The following is a 21,597-nucleotide window of genomic DNA, read 5'->3' on the forward strand; positions in this document are numbered from 1 at the left end:
CAACGTAATCCATTTTATTGCGATACTTAAATGTTACTTATGCCGATAAAGCAGTCCTAAATCTGTTGGAACATGTCGGCACTTGTTATTGACTATTTAATTATTACTTTAAATGCTCTGTCATCAGCGCATCTATATCAATTTTAGCTAAGCCTTGGTTGTAAATTTCTTGCCATTTTTTGCCATCAGCATCATTTCGAAATGCTACATAAAGCTCTTTGTTCATTAATAACTTAGCGTTCATCTGTACCTTATCTTTATTCTTTACCAGCTTACTGCTGTTGGCGAGCATATAATTGAATACGTTTGCGTCAATCACAGCTGCGTCGATACGACCGCCTGCAACTTTTTGAACATTAATCTCATCAGATGTAACAACCTGAGGTTTAATTACATTACTGGCGATAAGTGCATCAAGTTCTTCTGTGTTGACATAATCCTGGACTACGCCCAATTTATATTTAGCGAGATCACTTACCTCAGCCCAGCTTATAGGCGATGCTATGTTTTCAACCAAACCTAGCGGACCCTGTCCCATGGGCGCTGAAAAAGTAAACTCATTTGACTCATATAAGTATTCTGGAAAATATCCTGCATATTTAGACCCCGGCTCTGAAGCCAGTTTTACTGCTCGGCTCCATGGAAAAAAATCGACAACAAGTTCATGACCCATAGCTTTAAATGCCGCTTGAGCTACCACAACACTAGCTCCTCTATTTTCTAGACTTTTTCCTGAATAGGGTGCCCAATCTAGTGAAGTAAGGTTTACGGTTTCGGCGTGAGTGGATACGCTGCCGACAGCGAATAGTAATCCCAAAATGGCATAGTTAAATTTCATAATATCTCCTAGAAATGAAAAATTGAACCCGAGTAAACAACATGTTGGAGCTGTTATTGGTATCAAGGGTAATCTCTTATCTGTTTGTCTATTGCCTTACATTGTTATTAAACAATGGATTAAATTTATTCGCTCGTTAGTAATCCTATTTTTATTATGTGTGTACTAGTATCGACCAGTATTACAACGCTTAGGTTAATCTAATAATCTGCATAAAATGAGTTAGCATCAATTACACATCTACGCTTAGATACAAACAATTACTGAATAAGTGTAGACTTAAATTTTGCAACAAGAGCAAATAAAACTATTTATATCTATTATTTTACATATCTATTAACGATGAAATTGATTGTCATTAGGTGGGATGTGTGACGTTAATTGATTATTAGAGTCACTTAATTGATGTTCGGTAGTGTTTTTTTGTGCTTATAGCAGGGAATGTTGCTGGTTTACTAGACTTAATCAGCTTAAAAGGTCTATTTGATAGATTGAGGCATTCTAATACAGCTAAAAACTGCTTTTTGAAGTATAATTATTTATTTTGTGCGCAGGCTACAAAACACCCAAGAGGGAAAATTTATAGTTGGCTGTTTTCACTCCGTTCAACACTTTTGCCAACAATAAATTATCCCATTTATTGGGCGTTAACTTTCTAGGAATGACATTTTAATGCAGGATAAAATTAACATCATACAAGATTACCTAAACGAAGCTAGGATCCGCTGTACATACAATGCGGCAGCCAAAGCAATAGGTATCAAACCAGCTGAATTAAAAAAACTACTCGGCGACCGCACTCCTGAAAGCTCTTGGTTTGTAAACACAGGCGCAGGCGAACCAGTAGGTTACGCTGATAGTGAAAAACATCCTGAACTTTACCGTACAAAGCGCATAATTACATCCGCTGAAGTATTAACCCGAAATCTTGAGCTTTAAAAGCAAACCCGTTTTTTGAATACGGTTTACTTTGTGGCTGGACCGCAGCAATGCGGCCCATCTTCACCTTAATCAGCTTTGGCTGTTTCGATGTCATTGCGTTGGTTTTTACTGAGGTGATAACACCTATTAGTAGACAGAAACTGATAACTAATTGATTTTTAGTATTCACAACAAGTGTTTCGATTTATTTATTGTTTTAGCAGTGCTATTTAACCTCAGTTGGGGATAATAAATGCATATCAAACAGCTCTTTGCAACGCTAACTGCGTTATTTTTTACACATAAAAATTCGTAATAGAACAGCTATTGACGCGTTAATTCGCGTTAATTCGCGTTAATTCGCGTTAATTCGCGTTAATTCGCGTTGTTATCAGCGCAAAACTCAAGTTTGAGGATAAACACTTGAACTTTGACTATTTAAATATCCTTTATTCAGCTAACCCGAATTGAGAATATTTATTTGAAATTAGTTAAAATATTTATATTATCAAGGTCTTATCAAAAAATACCATTAAGGTCTTCTAACGCATCTATCACCATCCCCGTACCTACACTAATCAAAAGTAAATCGGTTCCTATCCGGACAATCTTTTGCCCTTCTGGAGTGCGACCTAGCTGAGTAGTAAGTGCAATAGGCACGTCATAGTAAATTACATCTTTCGGCAGGTGTTGGCCTTTGTGCCATTTTTTAGCTTGTCCAGGAGGTTGGCAACCATTGTTTTTCTTGCTTAGTCCTGGTGGGCAATGCTTTTCACTTCGAATTGTATCGTAGTAATTTTTAATGACTATCTGACGGTCATGACTAAAATAGCTCAGCGAGGCCTGTTCATTATCATTGTTATGCTTTGTTTGGTGTTTTTCAGAATTTTGTTTGCCGTTATTGGTTTTTGAATCTTTGTCTTTAGCAACACTATGGCCAATCGAAAACACTATAAAGGTGCTAAAAATGATAAGTGGTAGAATTTTCTTGTCCATATAACGTACTCCTTAACGATTAAATAGCCTTTTTCAAGCTATAATGCTTTGCGATTAAAAACCAATATTATTTATAAAGGGCTGGACCAAAATAGTCGTATTAATCATTGTTGTCGAGACTAAAATTTTATAAACACTTGGAGTCATAATGAATAAAACAATTCTTGGTATCGTAATCATTGCATTAGGTGTAGCGTTAGCGATTTGGGGTTACAACATTTATGATTCAGCAAGTTCTCAAGTGGTTCGCGCTATAAACGGTGATACACCGATTGAAGCTTGGTTAGGCATGGTGGGAGGGGGGATTGCGGTTTTGATTGGTCTTACCAAGATAAAGTAAAAGTCGTCACTTTAGATTGTTATTAAATGAAGGCGTTAATTTTTTGATTATCGCCTTCATTTGGTTTATTTCAATTTACTTAGCTATTAGCTTCAATACAGCCTCTTTTGTAGATTCACTAATAACTCAGCAATACTTCTTATTATATCCTGTGCTATTTATCTTGGTATGGGGTGCCATAAAAGCTGTCTAGCAAGACTTGTTTAAGTTCACTAATTAACGGGAAACGTGGATTTGCCCCGGTACACTGATCATCAAATGCATGCTCAGCTAACTCATCCAATTTAGCTAAAAAGTCAGCTTCGTTGACTCCGGCAGCTTGAATAGATACCGGTATGCCGATAACTGATTTAAGTTGATCAATTTTAGCAATTAACAGATCAACTTTTTGCTTATCCGTTTTTGCTTTCGTGACACCATCAAGTTTGAGATGCTCTGCAATAGCAGCATAACGGCATAGTGCTTTAGGACGGTCATACTGACTGAATGAGGCCTGTTTAGTCGGCATGTCAGTAGCGTTGAAACGAATAACATTACTGATTAATAAAGCATTGGCTAAACCATGGGCTAGGTGGAACTCTGCCCCGAGTTTATGCGCCATTGAGTGGCAGATACCTAAAAATGCATTGGCAAAGGCAATACCCGCAATGGTTGCGCCATTATGCACTTTCTCTCTTGCAACCGGTGCGTTTGCACCTAACTCATAGGCTGCTGGAAGATGTTCGCATAGTAAGTCTAATGCTTGAAGGGCCTGACCATCACTGAACTCGTTAGCCATCACACTGACGTATGCTTCAAGTGCGTGAGTAATCGCGTCAATTCCGCCATAGGCAGTGAGTGATTTTGGCATATTCATCACAAGATTAGGGTCAACAATGGCCATGTTGGGCGTGAGTTGATAATCTGCAATTGGGTATTTCATGCCAGTCACTTCGTCAGTCACTACCGCAAATGGTGTCACTTCTGAGCCTGTACCAGAGGTAGTAGGGATAGCGACCATTTGTGCTTTGACGCCAAGTTTAGGGAATTTATAAATACGTTTACGAATATCCATAAAGCGCAGTGCTAAATCGGCGAAATCGACATCAGGATGTTCATACAATACCCAAATGATTTTCGCGGCATCCATAGGTGAACCGCCGCCTAAGGCTATGATGACATCAGGTTGAAAGCTTTGCGCTACTTTAGCACCTTGTTTTACTATCGCCAGTGTCGGATCGGCTTCTACTTCATAGAATACTTCAGTTTCTAGTCCTTGGGCTTTAAGAATCTTAATAGTTTCATCGCAGTAACCGTTATTGAATAAGTATTTATCTGTGATGATAAGCGCGCGTTTCTTGGTTTCTAACTCTTCAAGTGCAATCGGTAAGCAGCCACGGCGGAAATAAATTGATGAAGGAAGTTTATGCCACAACATATTTTCTGCCCTTTTTGCGACTATTTTCTTATTAATTAAATGACTTGGTCCGACGTTTTCTGAGATAGAGTTACCGCCCCAAGAACCACATCCCAAAGTCAGTGAAGGTGCGAGTTTAAAGTTATATAAGTCGCCAATACCGCCTTGAGATGCAGGAGTGTTGATCAGAATTCGTGCTGTTTTCATTCTAAAACCAAAGGTTTTCACGCGATCGCTTTGGCTGTCTTGGTCTGTATATAAACCTGATGTATGGCCAATACCGCCTAGGGTGACCAGTGCCTCTGCTTTATCCATGGCATCATTAAAATCTACAGCACGGTACATACCTAATAGGGGTGATAGTTTTTCATGGGCAAAAGCTTCTGTATCACTAATTTCAGTAACTTCGCCTATTAATACTTTGGTCCAGCTTGGTACTTTTATTCCTGCCATTGCCGCAATTTTTTCCGCGCTTTGACCAACAATATCAGCGTTTAAATTGCCATTTTTTAGAATAACATCTTGCATCAATAGGGTTTCAGCCACTGACAGCATATACCCGCCGTGAGAGGCAAAACGTTCTTTGACTTGGTCATAGATGCTATCGACCACAATGACTGCTTGCTCTGATGCACATACCACACCGTAGTCAAAGGTTTTAGACATTAATATAGAACTAACAGCACGTTTTATATCTGCGGTTTCATCAATCACAATCGGTGTATTACCTGCTCCTACACCAATAGCAGGTTTGCCAGATGAATAGGCAGCTTTTACCATGCCAGGGCCACCAGTGGCTAAAATGAGATTAATTTTTTCATGGGTCATTAGTTGATTAGATAATGCAACTGAAGGCTCATCAATCCAACCAATAATGTCTTTGGGTGCTCCAGCGGCAATGGCTGCATTTAACACAATTCTAGCCGCTGTTGTGGTCGATTGTTTCGCACGCGGGTGAGGTGAGAAAATAATACCATTGCGAGTTTTAAGGCTAATAAGCGCTTTAAATATTGCGGTAGAGGTTGGGTTGGTTGTTGGCACAATGCCACAGATTATCCCAACGGGTTCGGCAATAGTAATGGTGCCGAAGGTGATATCTTCTGCAATGATGCCACAGGTTTTATCATCTTTATACTTATTATAAATGTATTCAGAGGCGAAATGGTTTTTAATGACTTTATCTTCAAGCAAGCCCATTTGAGTTTCAGTTGCCGCCATTTTCGCTAACAAAATACGTGAATCTGAGGCGGCAAGTGCAGCGGCTCTAAATATTTTATCGACTTGTTGTTGGCTAAAATTGGCATATTCTTTTTGCGCGTAAGCCACTCTGTCGACTAATTGGTTAAGTTGCTCTGTGTTGGTGACTGTCATAATGACTTCCTTTAAAAAATAGTTAAATAAATCAGTTTTAGTTAACCATTCTTTGTGTAATACCTATTAAACTTATGTTGTAAAATTACCTTTTTTTTAGCGCTTTTGTCGTGATCCAGTTCACAGATAAGCTGCTAGTGTAATTTTGTTACGTTTTTAGTTGTGAAACGAAGTTTAAGCGCCACTTGTTATGTGCTGATTTAGATGAAGCTTCCCTTAAATCAGCATAATATTGGCAAAAATCAGGTTAAAGGTTTAATGCATTAACTTGCGTCAATTGACTCAGTTAACTAAGGTGGCTAAAGTTGATTTTTTGTAGCTAAATAGTAAGCCTGTAAATATTTCTTATATTTAGCCGTTCTGCGTTTAGTTTTAATTTGATCCAATATTAAACTCCACAGTGGAGAGTCGTTCATTTTTGGCTTGTTGCCTCGACTCATTCGACGTAATTGACGCTTAATTATCGCCATTGTAGCAAGTGCTGCGAAGGTTTTATTTTCCCAACTTATTTGTTTAATGGCAACAGACATCTCCGGATTGGTTTGCCACCTATTGATAATGTCAGGCTGATAAGCAAGGGCTGTTGCTAGACCGCATATACTAAAACCTGCATCAATGACTTTTTGCGCAATGGGTAGCCTTTGAATACCACCGGTTAACATTAATGGAATAGGTGAGCGTTTAACCAGTGACTCTGTAAAACTTAAGAAATAGGCTTCGCGTGCTAATGTTCTGTCATCCGCACTTCGCCCCTGCATTGCAGGAGCTTCATAACTTCCGCCCGATAACTCTACTAGGTTTACGTTATACTCTGCTAACCAGTTAATGACTTGCTCCGCATCATCAATATCAAAACCACCCCGTTGAAAATCTGCAGAATTAAGCTTTACTGCCACATCAAAATCATTACCACAGAATTGCCTTACTTGTTTTATTACTTCAATTAATAACTTAGCGCGATTGAGTAAACTTCCACCCCATTCGTCAGTGCGTTGATTGGTTAACGGAGATAAAAATTGCGCTAACAAATAACCATGAGCAGCATGGATTTCTACGCCATCAAAGCCAGCCAACTTAGCTTGATAAGCACTTTGGCCAAACCGTTTAATCACATCTTGTATTTCATCTTCAATCATTGCCTGAGGTATTGAAAATAAATTGGAATGCTTACCTAAGTCTAAGCTGATGGCTGAAGGAGCAATACTTTTACCGCCCAAGGCTTTAAAGACTTGCCTACCTGGGTGATTTAATTGCATCCACACTTTAGTATTATTAGCTTTGGCTATATTTGCCCATTTGATAAAGGGGGCTAAGGGCGTGTCATGCTCAAGAGTAACTCCCCCAGGGCCTGTCATGGCCATTCTGTCTATCATGACATTACCAGTAATAATTAACCCAACGCCGCCTTGGGCCCATTGTTGGTATAACCGAAACAGCTTTTCATCGGGTAGTTGTTGATTATTGGCTAAGTTTTCTTCCATGGCGGCTTTGACAAAACGGTTTTTAAGTATTGTTTGCGGTGTGATTTGAACCGCGCTAAAGAGATCTTGCGACATGATTTAACTCGCCGTTATGTGATTATTAAAATCAGCATAACGGTAAAGTAAGCCTTGAAGCCACTATCACTTGATATTTTCTGTTGAAATTATTCACATACCTGTGATTTTTTTTCGCAAATTAGCAAGGTTTGGGTATATAATTCCCTCCTTAAATTATGATGTGGTTTTATATTGAATAGCGTCTATTCAATCCTTATTGTAATTGTCTGAATAGTTTAAAGGTAAAGTAATGAATTTAAAGCAAGAACTGCAAACTCTTAATGGTAAATTAGATACGTTTCGTCGTAAATTAGCGGCGGCTGAACAGCGCGGTGACGCAGCGATTATTTTGCAGTTCAAAAAAGAAATCACCGCAATGACTAAACGTATTGCTAACGTTAAAGGCCAACAAACTCGCGAGCTTAATAAAGAAGGCAGTGAAGTGAAGGGTTTAACTTTCAAACGAGAGCTAACCAAAGTCGAGCAAGCGGACATGGGGCAATTAAAAAAGTCCGTGAAAGGCTTAGTGGTTGTTCACCCTATGACTGCATTAGGTCGTGAAATGGGCATTAAGACAGTGACGGGTTTTGCTCCTAGCAAATTCTGATACAGTTTCAATTTTTTGTGTAGTTGATTGCAGCTATAGGTGATGTCGTCAACGACCATTCTTAGGCAAGTAAGTCTCAGGAAATACGGTCTCATATTAGGTCTCAGGGAATGAGTGTTGTTGTAAGGTCTATTTCATGTCGATAAGATATATCGCTACCTCTAAATTACCTACCCCTTGGGGTATATTTGCCATGCACGGTTTTGAAGATACTGAAACTGGCAAAGAGCATGTTGCATTAACTTTCGGTGAGTTAAATGCCGACTCAGCAATTTTAGGGCGTATTCATTCGGAATGTTTAACCGGCGATGCGTTATTTAGTTTGCGCTGTGATTGTGGTTTTCAGCTACAAACTGCGATGCAGAATATTGCCGAGCAGGGTCAAGGCTTTATCTTATACCTACGTCAAGAAGGGCGTGGAATTGGCTTGTTAAATAAAATTCGAGCTTATGAGCTACAAGATGGCGGAGCTAATACTGTCGAAGCTAATGAACGTTTAGGATTTGCAGCTGATATGCGTCAATACGATATGATTAAGCCTATGCTTGAGCAAATCAATGTATCTAAAGTCAGATTAATGACCAATAATCCTCGTAAAGTAAAAGCGATGGAAAACGAAGGCATTGAAGTCGTTGAAAGAGTGCCATTACAAGTAGGCAAAAATCGTTACAATGAAGGCTACTTAAAGACCAAATCCACCGAGCTTGGACATATGATGTCTGAACATCACTTCAATGATAAGCAAGACTAATCAAGTTTTAGTAAAGTTGCCATATTATTCAAATATGGCAAAATATTGCAAAGTCATCACGACTGTTACGGCTTTGCAATACTCTGCTATGTCAGCCGCACAGGATATACCTGAAGCACCTATATCCTCTCCAGATGCCTCACATTATGCTTTTGCAAACTATCTTGGCAGTGGTATTTATCGCACATCAGGTCAAAGTGCTGCTGTAGCAAATATACCTATTTCATTTGCTATCGACCAAGCTGAAGATCATTTAGTTAAGTTACGCTTACCTATATCCTTGGGTTTTTTCGACTATTCATTTAATGATTTACCTGGCGGGCAATTACCCAAAAGCGTCGGTACGATAACCTTCACACCTGGAGTTGAGTACCATTGGTTCGTTGATGAACAATTGACGCTCGAAAGCTATTTAGATATGGGTTATGGCTATAATTTTTCAAATGAAAGTAACGTTGGGATCATGTCATTTGGTATATCATCACTTTATCAAATTGATATACCTGCTTATTCTCCTACCTGGGTAAATCGACTGTATTTTGCTGGCTATCGCAGCAGTTTAAATGATAGTGCCGAGAGTTATTCTGTTTTACAAAGTGGTCTGGATTTTGGCTTGGGAACGAGCTGGCTTTGGGAGGATATTGAGGTTGAGCCTAGGTTATTCTTCGCCGGGCGCTGGTTCTTCGACAACCTAACCTTTGTGAATCCTGTTGGTGCTGATGTTGTCACTAATCACACCTATGAAGTGGGTGCGACTTTGAAGTTCTCTAAACCGATAGGTTATGATGTCTTTGGCTGGGATGGCTTAAAAATAGACCGGCTAGGTGTGAGTTATCAGGTTGGGGGTGGGCTACAGGTGTGGCGACTTATTTTCGAATTTCCGTTGTAACCCTTTCTACAAAGACTTAATTATTCCAATCTGAGCTTACTTACCCCATATATTTGCATTTACAGGTTTATCATCACGAGTGTTATCAGGCGAAGCAACAGGCATTACCTTTGTGGTGATTTTCTTATGAGTTGATTTTTGGGTCGATGATCTTGAAGGAGCCTCTTGCTCTTTTTTTATCGGCAATGGCAGCTTATTACACCTTAAGTATAGATATTCGACTTTATCGCGCGCCCATGGGGTTTTACGTAAAAAGGTTAAACTGGATTTAACACTAGGATTGTCTTTAAAACAGCGAATGTTGATCCGAAGGGCTAAATCTTCCCAGCCATACTTGTCGACTAAATAAGTAATGATTGTTTCTAATTTAATGCCGTGAAGCGGATTATTTTGCTGAGTCATAATAAAAGTAAGGCCGATAATCAAATGATAGATCAAGATTATACGCTAAAATAGTATCCTACAGGGAGTTTCAATATTACTTTAACTGCTTTTGTTGATCTGTTGTTGATAAATGATAAAAATCGTCAATTAGGATACGCAGCAGTTTTGATTTAGCCACATTATTATTTTTAGACAGTTTGTCTAATTGGGTAATGCTTCTCTCTGTGAGTGTAAAAGTTGCATGTCGATAAATTTTGACACTTTTTTTATCTAGGCCACTTAAAAATGCTTGAGTCGATTGTTGCATCTGTGGATTTTCACCCACAACAGTCTGTTTGCCCAACGCATAGTTATTGGCATCTTCGATAAAGTCGTCAACCGAAACAGACTTTTTCTTTTGCTTCGGCTTTTTACGCTTAAGGTCAGTTAAACTCATAACTATTTTCTGGTGGTATAGCAAATAATTCATCAGCAATTGCACGGATTTCAATTGCAGCTTTACCATCTGGCTCTATTTCCATAACCGATGAGCCGCTTTCTTCACTATCGTCATAAATATTACGGCTAAAAGTAACTGAGTTTAAGGCGCGAAGGTTAAATGATTCGACAACTTCTTTGGCTTCTAAAATACGTTTAAACTGAGTCGGTAAAGAAGGGCACTGGGTCATTACAATTGCTGCTACCATCTTAGGATTGACCATTTTACAGGTGCTTAACATATCTTCCATATGGGGAAGGGTTTTTAAGTCACGACGTTTTGGTCTTAAGGGAATGACCACATAAGTTGCCACGGACATGGCTGCGCGCATAGCAAGGTTATCTTGGCCACCACAATCAACAATGACGTAGTCAAAGCGCTCATCTAAACTGAGTAAATCATTACGAATTTTACCGTAGAGTTGAATACAGTTAATGGGTGCAAGGCTGGGATCTGTATTACGAGCCTGGATCCAATCGGATGTGGTGCGTTGTGGGTCACAATCTACCATCAACACATTAGCAGCGAATTTTTGAGTAATATAAACGGCAAGGTTCTGTGCTAAACAGCTTTTGCCACTGCCTCCTTTTTCACCGCCTACGAGCAGTATCATACTCTTCTCCCATTGTGGTTTCTTAACAATATAAGTGTCATCTATGTAACTTAATAATTTGAGTATAGAACATGTTTTTCACTCTGGGTAAATACCTATAACACTTTGCCCTAATGGAACACGACTGGAAGGTCGTTGTTAAAGTAATTGCAACGCAATGTGATAGCTGTGCGGTGAACTTTGACTACAGCGACATACCTGCCCCTTAATGGTATTTTGTTTATCGCTACCGGGATTGAATGTGAGTGCGATTAATTGCCCCAATTCAAAAGCCTGACGGTAATCAAATAATACGCCTTTGCGAGCCAAGTCAATACAAACACCATCATCTTCATTACTTTCACCAGCTTTATTAATCCAATGTAACTTGATCCGCTCTGCTTCCATATCTACGCGCAATGAAGTACGTTTTTCATCAAAACCTGTCGGCTCTTGGTCCATTTTTATTTCTCCTTAAGTGGATTCGATTCTTTAGTTTTAGCATATTGGCTTTTTTAAGCAATACCAAACGGTTATTAAAAACAAAAACGCCAAACAAAATGCTTGGCGTTTTAGTGTTAAGTGACTTCACGTTAATTGTCGTAGTCTTGATTTCTGGGATAAGGCATTTTTAATTGCCCCCAGCGGATCACGATCACCGTAGCAGCTAATAGTATGGTTGAAAATGATATAGCTAAAATACGCCAGTCATCCATGCCTTTCATATCTAAAATAAGGTATCGTGCTAAGGCAACAATGGCAATATACAGCGGCATACGGATAGGTAACTTACCTGACTCGATGTAATTGACCACCATGGCCAAGACTTCAAGATAGATAAATAATAATAACAGATCGGCAAGCTCGACTGTTCTAATGGCGAACATATGCATTATCTCTTCGCCAATAGCAAAAGTAGTGGCCAAAGCAATAATGAAAAGAACGACATATTCGATCGATTTTAAAGATTGTATGCTGGCATGTTTTATTCTGTGCATGTTATCTCTGTTATTTTGTAGTGAAATCTTGATGGTATTATTCCGTAAAGTAAGCCGCTTGCCCAGCGATCTTAATCACAGACACAAAAAAACCGCTAATTAAATTAGCGGTTTCAATATTTTAGCGAGTATTATGACGAGTGCGAGTAATCGTTTCTATTATTACTCGCAGTCGATAACTAACGCTTTAACGCTTCATTAAGTAAAGGGCGCATAATTTTAACTAGTTGAGTGGTTACTTTTGGAGTGCCAGCAACAATGTTACCCGAAATCAGGTAATTATGACCGCCAGTGAAATCAGTAACCGTACCGCCAGCTTCACGACAAATTAGGTCGCCAGCAGCTATGTCCCAAGGTTTTAAACCAATTTCGAAAAATCCGTCTAGACGGCCTGCAGCAACATAAGCTAAATCTAAAGCTGCTGAACCTGTACGACGCAGATCTGCACATTGCGGAAATACATCTGCTAAAATTTTCATATAGGTTTCAGTATGCTGACGAGCTTTGAATGGGAAACCTGTACCTATAATGGTACTGTCCAATTCACCGACACTGGTAACACGCATGCGGAAGTCGTTAACTTTTGCGCCTTTACCACGAACAGCTGAGAACAGCTCTTCACGAACAGGATCATAAATAACCGCGACTTCTGTCACGCCTTTATATTGAAGGGCAATTGAAACAGCAAAATGAGGAATACCACGAACGAAATTGTTGGTGCCATCCAAAGGATCTACTATCCAGACATAATCTTTACTTTCGCCACGGTTTTCACCGTCTTCTTCACCAATGATCGTGTGATCAGGGTAAGATTTACGAATCTGATATGTAATAGTTGCTTCTGCTTCCTTGTCTACACTCGTAACAAAGTCATTAATTCCTTTGGTACTTACCTCAACACGGTCGAGTTCAGTATAGGCGCGCATAATTGTTTGGCCAGCAGCGCGGGCAGCGCGTGTGGCAATAGTCATCATCGGATGCATAGCAATCCCCTGGATTTTAAAGAACGAATAAAACAGCGGCCGCATTATACCTTATTCAATAGTTATATCAAATGCAGATTTTCATATAACGTTATAAACAGGGCTTGTGGTAACATATGGCCAATATTTTTTGAATTAAAGTGGTGTCATGTTAAGTAATATTCGTGTTGTGCTTGTGGGCACGTCTCACCCTGGAAACATTGGTTCGACCGCCCGTGCAATGAAAACCATGGGTTTATCTAATTTATACCTTGCTGAGCCAAGAGTAGAGCCTGATGGCCAATCTATTGCACTGGCGGCAGGTGCATCTGATATTTTAAAAAATCTCACCACAGTTGACTCATTGGATGAGGCTATTGCTGGTTGTAGCTTAGTTATTGCGACAAGTGCACGTAGCCGTACATTAGATTGGCCAATGCTTGACCCACGCCAAGCTGGCGAAAAATTATCGCTTGAAAGTATTAAAGGCCCGGTTGCCATTGTATTTGGACGTGAGAATCATGGGCTTAGTAATGAAGAATTACAAAAGTGTAATTATCATGTGTTTATCCCTGCTAACCCAGAATACAGTTCATTAAATTTAGCCCAAGCCGTACAGATTATTTGTTATGAAACTCGTGTGGCGCATTTAGCTTTGGGTGAGCAGCCTGCTCCAGAGGAGGAATATCCTCTGGCTGAAGATTTAGAGCGTTTCTTTGTACATTTAGAATCTACCTTATCGGAGACTGGCTTTGTTATTAAGAACCATCCTGGTAATGTGATGACCAAACTTCGCCGTTTATACAGCCGTGCTCGAATCGAAGCGCAAGAAATGAATATTTTACGGGGTATTTTAACCTCGATAGATAAAAAGATAGATAAAAAATAGTGGTGATAAGGGAGTTCACATGGGCGTGAGATCAAGATTAAAAGAAGATATAGAATCTATTTATCACCGTGATCCTGCAGCAAACAGCACGATTGAAATTTTACTCAATTATCCTGGCATGCATGCAATTTGGTTACATAGGATTAGTCATAAGTTTTGGCGAGGCAATTGGCGGTTAACTGCGCGTTGCTTGTCGACGTTTTCCCGCTGGCTAACCGGGGTTGAAATTCACCCAGGAGCGACCTTAGGGAGACGTTTTTTTATTGATCATGGCATGGGTGTGGTGATCGGTGAAACGGCTGAAATTGGTGACGATTGTACTTTATATCATTCGGTTACTCTCGGTGGAACAACCTGGCAGGCGGGTAAACGCCATCCTACATTAGGTAATAATGTGGTCATTGGTGCTGGGGCTAAAATATTAGGTCCAATTACTATGCATGATGGTGCTCGAGTCGGCTCTAACTCAGTGGTGGTTAAAGATGTTGAGGCCGACAATACTGTTGTGGGTATTCCGGGAAGAGTTGTCTCTTCACCAAGCACGCAGTCAAAAGAAAAAGCTGAACGTCGTACTGAGATGGCTAAAAAATATGGCTTTGATGCATATGCAGTGTCGCCGGACAATCCTGACCCTGTCGCCAATGCGATTGGCCAGATGCTTGATCATATGCATCTAATGGATTCTAAAGTACAGGAGCTTTGTCAAGCCGTTCAAACTATGGGTGGAGAAGTGTGCACTGAAAAGTTACCTCAATTGAATGTAGGTGACTTTGACGAAGCCGAAAAAAGCGGCCGCCAAAAACCGAAAACGTGAATTGACAGAGTTTGATCCAAGCATATAAGTAAACTTTATAAGCTGTAGTTAATATAAAGCTTAAAAAGTGTTAAATGCCTATCGTGATTAAAAAATAATGCCAATAGAGGAATAAATTCCCCTATTGGCATTGAATTTTAAGCTATAAAAAGGTTAAATACCTCGGCTGAAATCAAGCTGTTTTAGCACTTCCTTACTTTAATACCTGAGTAAATTAGTAGGATTAATACTTGACTAAATTACTCGGGTATGATGAAATTACTGCATACTTTTTGGGAGCAGTAGCAAGTTATGAAACTTACATCAAAAGGTCGCTACGCAGTCACAGCTATGCTGGATGTTGCGATTCATTCTGGAACAGGGCCTGTTCCTTTAGCAGATATATCTGAAAGGCAGGGCATTTCGTTGTCTTACCTTGAACAACTTTTTGCTAAGTTAAGAAAGCACGGTCTGGTGTCAAGTGTACGCGGACCCGGTGGCGGATACCGTTTAGGCCTAGAGGCTGATGCCATTTCCGTTGGCATGGTTGTCCATGCAGTTGATGAATCTGTTGATGCCACTCGCTGCCAAGGACAAGGGAATTGCCAAAGTGGCACCCGCTGTCTTACCCACTCTCTATGGGGGGATTTAAGCAAACAAATTTCAGAGTTTTTAAATGGTATTTCACTTGCTGGTCTGATGAACAAAAGAGACGTGCAATTTATCTCTATTAAGCAAGATAAAATCCAGAAGGAACACCGTGTTTTATAACTGGTAGTTATTAAACACAGTGTTGATTTAAATATAATTATTATTTGTACGTTGTATGTAGACTCAACAGAGAATACTAAGTACGGAGTGTGTTATGAAACTTCCTATCTATCTAGATTATGCCGCAACAACCCCTGTCGATAAGCGTGTCGCAGAGAAAATGGTTCAACATATGACTATGGACGGAGTGTTTGGTAATCCAGCATCTCGATCTCATCGTTATGGTTGGCAAGCTGAAGAGGCAATCGATATTGCCCGTAATCAAGTTGCTGATCTGATTAATGCTGACCATCGTGAAATCGTATTCACATCGGGTGCAACAGAATCATCTAACCTTGCGATTAAAGGTATTGCCCACTTCTATCATAAGAAGGGTAAGCATATTATTACCAGTAAAACTGAGCATAAAGCCACGTTAGACACGTGTCGCCAGTTAGAACGTGAAGGCTATGAAGTCACTTATTTAGAGCCTGAAGCCAATGGGATAATTCCTTTGACTCGTCTTGAGGCCGCAATGCGCGATGACACTATTCTTGTCAGCATTATGCACATTAATAATGAAATCGGCGTGATACAAGATATCAACGCAATCGGTGAACTTTGTCGTGCTAAAGGTATTTTCTTCCACATGGATGCAGCACAAAGTGCAGGTAAAATACCGCTTGATGTACAGCAAACAAAAGTGGATTTGATTTCAATATCAGGCCATAAAATGTATGGGCCTAAAGGTATCGGTGCGTTGTACGTTCGCCGTAAACCTCGTATCCGTTTAGAGTCTCAAATGCACGGTGGCGGCCATGAACGTGGTATGCGTAGTGGCACATTAGCAACTCACCAAATTGTAGGATTAGGTGAAGCGTCTGTTATTGCAAAGCAAGACATGCAAGAAGATACAGCTCGCATTCGTCGTCTACGTGACAAGCTTTGGGCTGGCATTAATCACATTGAAGAAACCTATATCAATGGCGATGCTGAGCAAGGCTTCTGTGGTATTTTTAACGTTAGCTTCAACTTTGTTGAAGGTGAATCGTTAATGATGGCACTAAAAGATTTAGCGGTTTCGTCCGGTTCAGCTTGTACATCCGCAAGTTTAGAGCCTAGCTATGTGCTTCGTGCACTAGGCTTAAATGATGAAATGGCGCACAGTTCAATTCGTTTCTCTATTGGTCGTTTTACTACCGATGAAGAAATTGATCATGCAATTAATGTAATCACTGAATCTATCGATAAGTTACGTGAAATGTCTCCACTTTGGGAGATGTTTAAAGATGGTATCGATTTGAACCAAGTTCAATGGGCACATCACTAATTGGGTTATCTCACCAATTAATACCAACTGATAAATGACAGAGATTTTGGAGCAGTATCATGGCTTATAGCGAAAAAGTAATCGACCATTATGAAAATCCACGTAACGTGGGTTCATTTGACAAGAACGACCCGTCAGTAGTCACCGGTATGGTTGGCGCGCCAGCTTGTGGTGACGTGATGAAGCTGCAACTTAAAATTAATGCCGAGGGCATTATTGAAGATGCTAAATTCAAAACCTACGGTTGTGGTAGTGCAATTGCTTCTAGCTCGCTGGTAACAGAGTGGGTTAAAGGTAAAACGGTTGACCAAGCTGGCACCATCAAAAATGCTGATATTGCCGCTGAATTAGCGTTACCACCAGTGAAAATTCATTGCTCTATTTTAGCAGAAGATGCTATTAAAGCGGCAATTGAAGAGTACAAGTCGAAGCAGTCTAAGTAATACCTGGAGTTAAAGATGGCAATTTCAATGACCCCAGCTGCGGCTGACAGAGTAAGATCATTTCTTGCTAATCGCGGAAATGGCCTCGGCTTACGCCTTGGGTTGAGAACATCTGGCTGTTCAGGAATGGCTTATGTGCTTGAGTTTGTAGATGAGCTTAATGACGATGATGAGTTATACACTATTGATGGTGTTAATATCATCATCGACGCCAAAAGCTTTATCTATTTGCAAGGCATCGAGTTAGATTTTATTAAAGAGGGCCTCAATGAGGGGTTCCAATTTAATAATCCTAACGCCAAAGGTGAATGTGGTTGCGGTGAAAGCTTTACCGTGTGAATGACTATTTCACTGTGTTTTAAACATGCAAGTATGAATGTTATTAAATGAATTACTTCGAATTGTTTGACCTCGCTCCATCCTTCGATATTGACACCGCAAGCCTTGCAGAGCGCTATCGCGATCTGCAGCGCGCGGTGCACCCCGATAAGTTTGCCAACGATACTGAGCAACAAAAGTTACTCTCTGTTCAGCGTACGGCACAAGTCAATGATGGTTACCAAACCCTAAAAAGTCCACTCAGACGTGCAGAGCACATGTTAAGCTTGCGCGGCATTGAGCTTAGTCATGAAACGACGACCATTAAAGATACGGGTTTTTTAATGCAGCAAATGGAATGGCGAGAGATGTTAGAAGACATCAACGACTCAGCTGATCCAAATGGTATTATTGACGCCTTATACGATTCTTTTGCAACTTATGAAAAGTCATTGTTTACTTTATTGAGTCAGCAGCTCATAAGCGCTGATGAAAATGATAATAAGCAAGCGGCAGATCAAATTCGTAAATTAAAATTTATGGCAAAATTACACGATGAGCTTACACGTATCGAAGATGCATTGCTTGATTAAGCTAAGGCAATATTTTTCCTTAGATTACAAGCTGTCACTTATCGACTTCGCCCGGTAATTTTTTTGATAAGCCCTGTGGCTTATCTACAACAAAGTTGGAACACTATGGCACTGTTGCAAATTGCAGAACCTGGACAAAGCGCTGCGCCGCATCAACATCGTTTAGCTGTCGGTATTGATCTAGGTACCACTAATTCACTGGTCGCGGCAGTCAGAAGCGGCCAAGCAAGCACATTACTCGATGAGCAAGGTCACCATTCTTTGCCATCTGTGGTTCATTACGGTAAAGATACTATTTTAGTGGGCCGTGAGGCTCAAGCACAGTCAGCGATTGACCCACAAAATACTATTGTGTCGGTTAAGCGCTTTATGGGCCGCAGCCTACAAGATATTCAAAATCGCGATGCTCAGCATGCTTATCAGTTTGAGGCAAGCGAGAATGGGTTACCTGTGTTTGTTACTCAGCAAGCTAAAGTTAATCCTATTCAAGTGTCCGCTGAAATTTTAAAACCCTTGATAAAACGTGCTGAAAAAACCTTAGGCGGTGAATTACAGGGCGTAGTGATTACGGTTCCGGCTTATTTTGACGATGCACAACGTCAAGGGACCAAAGATGCCGCAGAGCTGTTAGGGGTAAAGGTACTGCGTTTACTTAATGAACCTACAGCAGCCGCTATCGCTTACGGTTTAGACTCTAAACAAGAAGGTGTGATTGCCATATATGATTTAGGTGGCGGCACATTCGATATTTCTATTCTGCGCTTAAATCGTGGTGTATTTGAAGTACTCGCTACCGGTGGTGATTCTGCATTAGGTGGTGATGATTTTGATCATCTTTTAGTTGAACACTTTAAGCAATCCTGGCAATTAACCACATTGACAGCACAAGAGTCTCGTCGACTATTGATTGAAGCTCGTCGAGTCAAAGAAGCGCTAACAGATAATCAAAACGTGACCGCGAATTTGTCGTACGATGATAAACAACTTGATTTAATTGTTACTAATGCTGAATTTGACACTTTAATTGCTGCGTTAGTTAAAAAGACTATTGGTAGTTGTCGTCGCACATTACGTGATGCGGGGGTGACTACCGATGAAGTGATTGAAACCGTTATGGTTGGCGGTTCTACACGTGTGCCTTTGGTGCGTGAGCAGGTTGAAGTTTTTTTTAATAAAACGCCGTTAACCTCAATCGATCCTGATCGAGTTGTCGCTATTGGCGCCGCAATTCAAGCTGACATTTTAGTCGGTAACAAGCCTGAGTCAGACTTATTATTGTTAGATGTTATTCCGTTATCCCTAGGCATTGAAACCATGGGCGGTCTGGTAGAGAAAGTGGTTACCCGTAATACCACCATTCCTGTTGCGCGAGCTCAAGAGTTTACCACCTTTAAAGATGGTCAGACTGCTATGGCATTTCATGTCGTGCAGGGCGAACGTGAATTAGTTGATGATTGCCGCTCTTTAGCGCGTTTTACCTTGCAAGGTATTCCTGCTTTAGCCGCAGGCGCTGCGCATATTCGAGTGACATTTCAAGTCGATGCAGATGGCTTGCTGAATGTCACCGCAATGGAAAAGTCTAGCGGAGTACAAACCAGCATTCAGGTTAAGCCATCATTTGGTTTATCTGATACAGAAATTGCTACAATGCTTAAAGATTCTATGAAGTATGCAAAAGAGGATATTACTCGCCGTATGCTTGCGGAACAAAAAGTTGAAGCTGCTAGAGTTATTGAATCGTTAAACGCTGCATTACAAAAAGACGGTGATTTACTCGAAGCCAATGTGCGTTTACAGCTACAAACTGCTATTGAGTTATTAGCTGCTACCGCAGAAAAAGATGATGTTGATGCGATCGAAAAAGCCATCAACGATTTAGATGCCCAAACTCAAGATTTTGCGGCAAGACGTATGGATAACTCGATAAAAGCGGCGTTTAAGGGCCGTTCTGTTGACAATATATAGGTGAGAACATGCCACAATTAGTTTTTTTACCCCATAGTGAGTTATGTCCTGATGGGGCTGTGCTTGAAGCTGAAGTCGGTGAGACTATTTTAAACGTAGCTTTACGCAATGGTATTCATATTGAGCATGCTTGCGAAAAGTCATGTGCATGTACTACATGTCATGTGGTTGTGCGTGAAGGTTTTAATCAACTTGAAGCAAGTGATGAGCTTGAGGATGACATGTTAGACAAAGCTTGGGGACTAGAGCCTGAGAGCCGTTTATCTTGTCAGGCTAAAGTGGTTGCATGTGACATGGTGATTGATATCCCTAAATATACCGTCAATATGGTCAGTGAAGGCTAGGCCAGTCATTGACTATTTTAGCCGTATTAAAAAGGCAATAACCTAGAGGGTTATTGCCTTTTTTGTGTTCGATTAATACCGCTAGTTTTTACGACTAGATATTCACGCCTTGTTATCGCCGCTGTATGGTTAAAAATGCGTCCGTAAAGAAGCAATTTTCACCTAAAACACCACTTATGCTATGCATACAATATTAAATTACGTATAATCCGCGCGAATTTTATAAACTTGCTCACATTAAGGAAGCTAGTTATGGCGATCGAACGCACATTTTCTATAATCAAACCAGATGCAGTTGCTAACAACCACATCGGTGCTATTTATAATCGTTTTGAATCAGCAGGTCTTAAGATCGTTGCTTCTAAAATGGTTCATTTATCTAAAGAACAAGCTGAAGGTTTCTACGCTGAGCATAGCGCACGTCCTTTCTTTGGTGCTTTAGTTTCATTCATGACTTCTGGTCCAGTAATGGTTCAAGTGTTAGAAGGCGAAAACGCTGTTCTAGCTAACCGTGAAATCATGGGTGCTACTAACCCAGCTGAAGCTGCTCGTGGCACGCTACGTGGCGACTATGCTGCTAGCATTGATGAAAACGCAGTTCATGGTTCTGATGCACTTGAATCAGCAGCTCGTGAAATTGCTTACTTCTTTAGCGCTGATCAAGTGTGCCCACGCACTCGTTAATCTTTGCTAAGAAATGAGAAGGCGCCTAGGCGCCTTTTTTATTGCCCTAAATTTGAGATTCAACCTATTAACGCTATCCATTGTACTGTGACCGAAGTCATTACATTTAGTATTTAATAGCAGTAAAAATATCGTATTTTACTAGCTTATTAATTGTATCTTTAGCTTATTGTTTGCATGTAGATTCCCTAAGGGTACAGAATTGCCACGATATAAGCTGTTATATGAGCAGTGGAATTGTTAACGAATTTAGCAAACTAATAATGTTAATTTATTTGAGTGTATTTTATATACAATATTTTCAATAGATAAACTTTTAATTACAACCATATTAAAGTGAGTTTTATCACAGCGTTGGCAATAAAAAAGTAATTATCTATCAGTCTATGTATTTATTTCATTAATTCAGTCTATTTAATAATCACTT

The 21,597-nt window shown here is 40.1% G+C and carries 23 protein-coding genes and 2 pseudogenes; 15 read left to right on the plus strand and 10 right to left on the minus strand.

Annotated elements, in window-relative coordinates; translation table 11 throughout:
- Positions 1 to 103: 103 nt before the first annotated feature.
- On the minus strand, positions 104 to 838 hold the full coding sequence (locus ACRWQL_RS18060) for a substrate-binding periplasmic protein (RefSeq protein WP_434951426.1): 735 nt from the start codon (positions 836 to 838) through the stop codon (positions 104 to 106).
- A gap of 672 nt (positions 839 to 1,510) precedes the next feature.
- Between ACRWQL_RS18060 and ACRWQL_RS18065 the strand changes: the two genes are divergently transcribed.
- Entirely contained in the window at positions 1,511 to 1,777 is a 267-nt protein-coding gene (locus ACRWQL_RS18065; protein WP_434926472.1) for a hypothetical protein, read from the plus strand.
- Positions 1,778 to 2,278: 501 nt separating this feature from the next.
- Here ACRWQL_RS18065 and ACRWQL_RS18070 read toward each other — a convergent pair.
- Positions 2,279 to 2,755 carry a hypothetical protein gene (locus ACRWQL_RS18070; RefSeq protein ID WP_434951428.1) on the minus strand — a complete coding sequence of 159 codons (477 nt, stop codon included), beginning with the start codon at positions 2,753 to 2,755 and terminating at the stop codon, positions 2,279 to 2,281.
- A gap of 148 nt (positions 2,756 to 2,903) precedes the next feature.
- Between ACRWQL_RS18070 and ACRWQL_RS18075 the strand changes: the two genes are divergently transcribed.
- Positions 2,904 to 3,095: a DUF3185 family protein gene (locus ACRWQL_RS18075; protein WP_434931663.1), complete on the plus strand. Its 192-nt coding sequence runs from the start codon at positions 2,904 to 2,906 to the stop codon at positions 3,093 to 3,095.
- 154 nt (positions 3,096 to 3,249) lie between these two features.
- Here the strand turns inward: ACRWQL_RS18075 and adhE are convergent.
- Together adhE and ACRWQL_RS18085 are read right to left on the minus strand one after the other, a co-directional pair.
- A pseudogene (gene adhE, locus ACRWQL_RS18080) lies at positions 3,250 to 5,880 on the minus strand (bifunctional acetaldehyde-CoA/alcohol dehydrogenase); the annotation flags it as partial.
- Positions 5,881 to 6,161: 281 nt separating this feature from the next.
- Positions 6,162 to 7,418 (minus strand): NADH:flavin oxidoreductase/NADH oxidase family protein, encoded by a 1,257-nt coding sequence (locus ACRWQL_RS18085; protein ID WP_434951429.1) that lies wholly within the window; start codon positions 7,416 to 7,418, stop codon positions 6,162 to 6,164.
- 232 nt (positions 7,419 to 7,650) lie between these two features.
- Here ACRWQL_RS18085 and ACRWQL_RS18090 point away from each other — a divergent pair, with 232 nt between their 5' ends.
- From ACRWQL_RS18090 to ACRWQL_RS18100, 3 genes are all read left to right on the plus strand, one after another.
- Positions 7,651 to 8,007, plus strand: coding sequence for a YibL family ribosome-associated protein (locus ACRWQL_RS18090; RefSeq protein WP_434926469.1), 357 nt, complete (start codon positions 7,651 to 7,653; stop codon positions 8,005 to 8,007).
- 136 nt (positions 8,008 to 8,143) lie between these two features.
- Positions 8,144 to 8,758: a GTP cyclohydrolase II gene (ribA, locus tag ACRWQL_RS18095; protein WP_434951431.1), complete on the plus strand. Its 615-nt coding sequence runs from the start codon at positions 8,144 to 8,146 to the stop codon at positions 8,756 to 8,758.
- Positions 8,759 to 8,792: 34 nt separating this feature from the next.
- Positions 8,793 to 9,647, plus strand: a complete 855-nt coding sequence (locus ACRWQL_RS18100) for a hypothetical protein (RefSeq protein ID WP_434931666.1) — start codon at positions 8,793 to 8,795, stop codon at positions 9,645 to 9,647.
- 36 nt (positions 9,648 to 9,683) lie between these two features.
- Here the strand turns inward: ACRWQL_RS18100 and ACRWQL_RS18105 are convergent, their stop codons facing one another.
- From ACRWQL_RS18105 to suhB, 6 genes are all read right to left on the minus strand, one after another.
- Positions 9,684 to 10,049, minus strand: coding sequence for a VF530 family DNA-binding protein (locus tag ACRWQL_RS18105; RefSeq protein ID WP_434938175.1), 366 nt, complete (start codon positions 10,047 to 10,049; stop codon positions 9,684 to 9,686).
- A 76-nt stretch (positions 10,050 to 10,125) separates the two neighbouring features.
- Positions 10,126 to 10,467, minus strand: coding sequence for a replication protein RepA (locus ACRWQL_RS18110; RefSeq protein WP_434926465.1), 342 nt, complete (start codon positions 10,465 to 10,467; stop codon positions 10,126 to 10,128).
- The gene (locus tag ACRWQL_RS18115; RefSeq protein ID WP_226415019.1) at positions 10,454 to 11,122 is read right to left on the minus strand and encodes an AAA family ATPase; all 669 of its coding nucleotides are present in this window, start codon (positions 11,120 to 11,122) and stop codon (positions 10,454 to 10,456) included. The genes ACRWQL_RS18110 and ACRWQL_RS18115 overlap by 14 nt, the downstream gene beginning before the upstream one ends.
- Before the next feature lie 138 nt (positions 11,123 to 11,260).
- Complete coding sequence (locus ACRWQL_RS18120; protein ID WP_434926464.1) at positions 11,261 to 11,563, minus strand: PilZ domain-containing protein; 303 nt, start codon at positions 11,561 to 11,563, stop codon at positions 11,261 to 11,263.
- Positions 11,564 to 11,694: 131 nt separating this feature from the next.
- Complete coding sequence (locus ACRWQL_RS18125; RefSeq protein WP_434926463.1) at positions 11,695 to 12,099, minus strand: phosphate-starvation-inducible protein PsiE; 405 nt, start codon at positions 12,097 to 12,099, stop codon at positions 11,695 to 11,697.
- Positions 12,100 to 12,278: 179 nt separating this feature from the next.
- A complete protein-coding gene (gene suhB / locus ACRWQL_RS18130; RefSeq protein ID WP_226415026.1) occupies positions 12,279 to 13,082 on the minus strand; it encodes an inositol-1-monophosphatase in 804 nt (267 codons plus the stop codon).
- A 148-nt stretch (positions 13,083 to 13,230) separates the two neighbouring features.
- Between suhB and trmJ the strand changes: the two genes are divergently transcribed.
- The 10 genes and pseudogenes from trmJ to ndk all read left to right on the plus strand — a co-directional run bounded on the left by trmJ (position 13,231) and on the right by ndk (position 21,170).
- The gene (trmJ, locus tag ACRWQL_RS18135) at positions 13,231 to 13,950 is read left to right on the plus strand and encodes a tRNA (cytosine(32)/uridine(32)-2'-O)-methyltransferase TrmJ (RefSeq protein WP_434926462.1); all 720 of its coding nucleotides are present in this window, start codon (positions 13,231 to 13,233) and stop codon (positions 13,948 to 13,950) included.
- A 19-nt stretch (positions 13,951 to 13,969) separates the two neighbouring features.
- Positions 13,970 to 14,792, plus strand: a pseudogene (cysE, locus tag ACRWQL_RS18140) (serine O-acetyltransferase).
- Between the two features lie 263 nt (positions 14,793 to 15,055).
- The gene (iscR, locus tag ACRWQL_RS18145) at positions 15,056 to 15,514 is read left to right on the plus strand and encodes a Fe-S cluster assembly transcriptional regulator IscR (RefSeq protein WP_226415032.1); all 459 of its coding nucleotides are present in this window, start codon (positions 15,056 to 15,058) and stop codon (positions 15,512 to 15,514) included.
- A gap of 94 nt (positions 15,515 to 15,608) precedes the next feature.
- Positions 15,609 to 16,823 carry an IscS subfamily cysteine desulfurase gene (locus ACRWQL_RS18150; RefSeq protein WP_226415034.1) on the plus strand — a complete coding sequence of 405 codons (1,215 nt, stop codon included), beginning with the start codon at positions 15,609 to 15,611 and terminating at the stop codon, positions 16,821 to 16,823.
- 59 nt (positions 16,824 to 16,882) lie between these two features.
- Positions 16,883 to 17,266, plus strand: coding sequence for a Fe-S cluster assembly scaffold IscU (gene iscU, locus ACRWQL_RS18155; protein WP_434951433.1), 384 nt, complete (start codon positions 16,883 to 16,885; stop codon positions 17,264 to 17,266).
- 15 nt (positions 17,267 to 17,281) lie between these two features.
- A complete protein-coding gene (gene iscA, locus ACRWQL_RS18160; RefSeq protein ID WP_434926461.1) occupies positions 17,282 to 17,605 on the plus strand; it encodes an iron-sulfur cluster assembly protein IscA in 324 nt (107 codons plus the stop codon).
- Between the two features lie 47 nt (positions 17,606 to 17,652).
- Positions 17,653 to 18,177: a co-chaperone HscB gene (hscB, locus tag ACRWQL_RS18165; protein ID WP_434951435.1), complete on the plus strand. Its 525-nt coding sequence runs from the start codon at positions 17,653 to 17,655 to the stop codon at positions 18,175 to 18,177.
- Between the two features lie 105 nt (positions 18,178 to 18,282).
- Positions 18,283 to 20,142 carry a Fe-S protein assembly chaperone HscA gene (hscA, locus tag ACRWQL_RS18170; RefSeq protein ID WP_434951436.1) on the plus strand — a complete coding sequence of 620 codons (1,860 nt, stop codon included), beginning with the start codon at positions 18,283 to 18,285 and terminating at the stop codon, positions 20,140 to 20,142.
- Between the two features lie 8 nt (positions 20,143 to 20,150).
- Positions 20,151 to 20,486, plus strand: a complete 336-nt coding sequence (fdx, locus tag ACRWQL_RS18175; protein ID WP_226415044.1) for an ISC system 2Fe-2S type ferredoxin — start codon at positions 20,151 to 20,153, stop codon at positions 20,484 to 20,486.
- Between the two features lie 252 nt (positions 20,487 to 20,738).
- On the plus strand, positions 20,739 to 21,170 hold the full coding sequence (ndk, locus tag ACRWQL_RS18180) for a nucleoside-diphosphate kinase (protein ID WP_226415046.1): 432 nt from the start codon (positions 20,739 to 20,741) through the stop codon (positions 21,168 to 21,170).
- Positions 21,171 to 21,597: the final 427 nt, after the last annotated feature.

Origin of the sequence: Shewanella sp. HL-SH4, from assembly GCF_051164845.1 — a bacterium.
In the GTDB taxonomy this organism is placed as follows: domain Bacteria; phylum Pseudomonadota; class Gammaproteobacteria; order Enterobacterales; family Shewanellaceae; genus Shewanella; species Shewanella glacialimarina.

Excerpts from the sequence above, each read along its gene's own strand:
- ACRWQL_RS18060 (WP_434951426.1), bottom strand. The coding sequence starts at position 838 with ATGAAATTTAACTATGCCATTTTGGGATTACTATTCGCTGTCGGCAGC.
- ACRWQL_RS18065 (WP_434926472.1), top strand. The coding sequence starts at position 1,511 with ATGCAGGATAAAATTAACATCATACAAGATTACCTAAACGAAGCTAGG.
- ACRWQL_RS18070 (WP_434951428.1), bottom strand. The coding sequence starts at position 2,755 with ATGGACAAGAAAATTCTACCACTTATCATTTTTAGCACCTTTATAGTG.
- ACRWQL_RS18075 (WP_434931663.1), top strand. The coding sequence starts at position 2,904 with ATGAATAAAACAATTCTTGGTATCGTAATCATTGCATTAGGTGTAGCG.
- ACRWQL_RS18085 (WP_434951429.1), bottom strand. The coding sequence starts at position 7,418 with ATGTCGCAAGATCTCTTTAGCGCGGTTCAAATCACACCGCAAACAATA.
- ACRWQL_RS18090 (WP_434926469.1), top strand. The coding sequence starts at position 7,651 with ATGAATTTAAAGCAAGAACTGCAAACTCTTAATGGTAAATTAGATACG.
- ribA (WP_434951431.1), top strand. The coding sequence starts at position 8,144 with ATGTCGATAAGATATATCGCTACCTCTAAATTACCTACCCCTTGGGGT.
- ACRWQL_RS18100 (WP_434931666.1), top strand. The coding sequence starts at position 8,793 with ATGGCAAAATATTGCAAAGTCATCACGACTGTTACGGCTTTGCAATAC.
- ACRWQL_RS18105 (WP_434938175.1), bottom strand. The coding sequence starts at position 10,049 with ATGACTCAGCAAAATAATCCGCTTCACGGCATTAAATTAGAAACAATC.
- ACRWQL_RS18110 (WP_434926465.1), bottom strand. The coding sequence starts at position 10,467 with ATGAGTTTAACTGACCTTAAGCGTAAAAAGCCGAAGCAAAAGAAAAAG.
- ACRWQL_RS18115 (WP_226415019.1), bottom strand. The coding sequence starts at position 11,122 with ATGATACTGCTCGTAGGCGGTGAAAAAGGAGGCAGTGGCAAAAGCTGT.
- ACRWQL_RS18120 (WP_434926464.1), bottom strand. The coding sequence starts at position 11,563 with ATGGACCAAGAGCCGACAGGTTTTGATGAAAAACGTACTTCATTGCGC.
- ACRWQL_RS18125 (WP_434926463.1), bottom strand. The coding sequence starts at position 12,099 with ATGCACAGAATAAAACATGCCAGCATACAATCTTTAAAATCGATCGAA.
- suhB (WP_226415026.1), bottom strand. The coding sequence starts at position 13,082 with ATGCATCCGATGATGACTATTGCCACACGCGCTGCCCGCGCTGCTGGC.
- trmJ (WP_434926462.1), top strand. The coding sequence starts at position 13,231 with ATGTTAAGTAATATTCGTGTTGTGCTTGTGGGCACGTCTCACCCTGGA.
- iscR (WP_226415032.1), top strand. The coding sequence starts at position 15,056 with ATGAAACTTACATCAAAAGGTCGCTACGCAGTCACAGCTATGCTGGAT.
- ACRWQL_RS18150 (WP_226415034.1), top strand. The coding sequence starts at position 15,609 with ATGAAACTTCCTATCTATCTAGATTATGCCGCAACAACCCCTGTCGAT.
- iscU (WP_434951433.1), top strand. The coding sequence starts at position 16,883 with ATGGCTTATAGCGAAAAAGTAATCGACCATTATGAAAATCCACGTAAC.
- iscA (WP_434926461.1), top strand. The coding sequence starts at position 17,282 with ATGGCAATTTCAATGACCCCAGCTGCGGCTGACAGAGTAAGATCATTT.
- hscB (WP_434951435.1), top strand. The coding sequence starts at position 17,653 with ATGAATTACTTCGAATTGTTTGACCTCGCTCCATCCTTCGATATTGAC.
- hscA (WP_434951436.1), top strand. The coding sequence starts at position 18,283 with ATGGCACTGTTGCAAATTGCAGAACCTGGACAAAGCGCTGCGCCGCAT.
- fdx (WP_226415044.1), top strand. The coding sequence starts at position 20,151 with ATGCCACAATTAGTTTTTTTACCCCATAGTGAGTTATGTCCTGATGGG.
- ndk (WP_226415046.1), top strand. The coding sequence starts at position 20,739 with ATGGCGATCGAACGCACATTTTCTATAATCAAACCAGATGCAGTTGCT.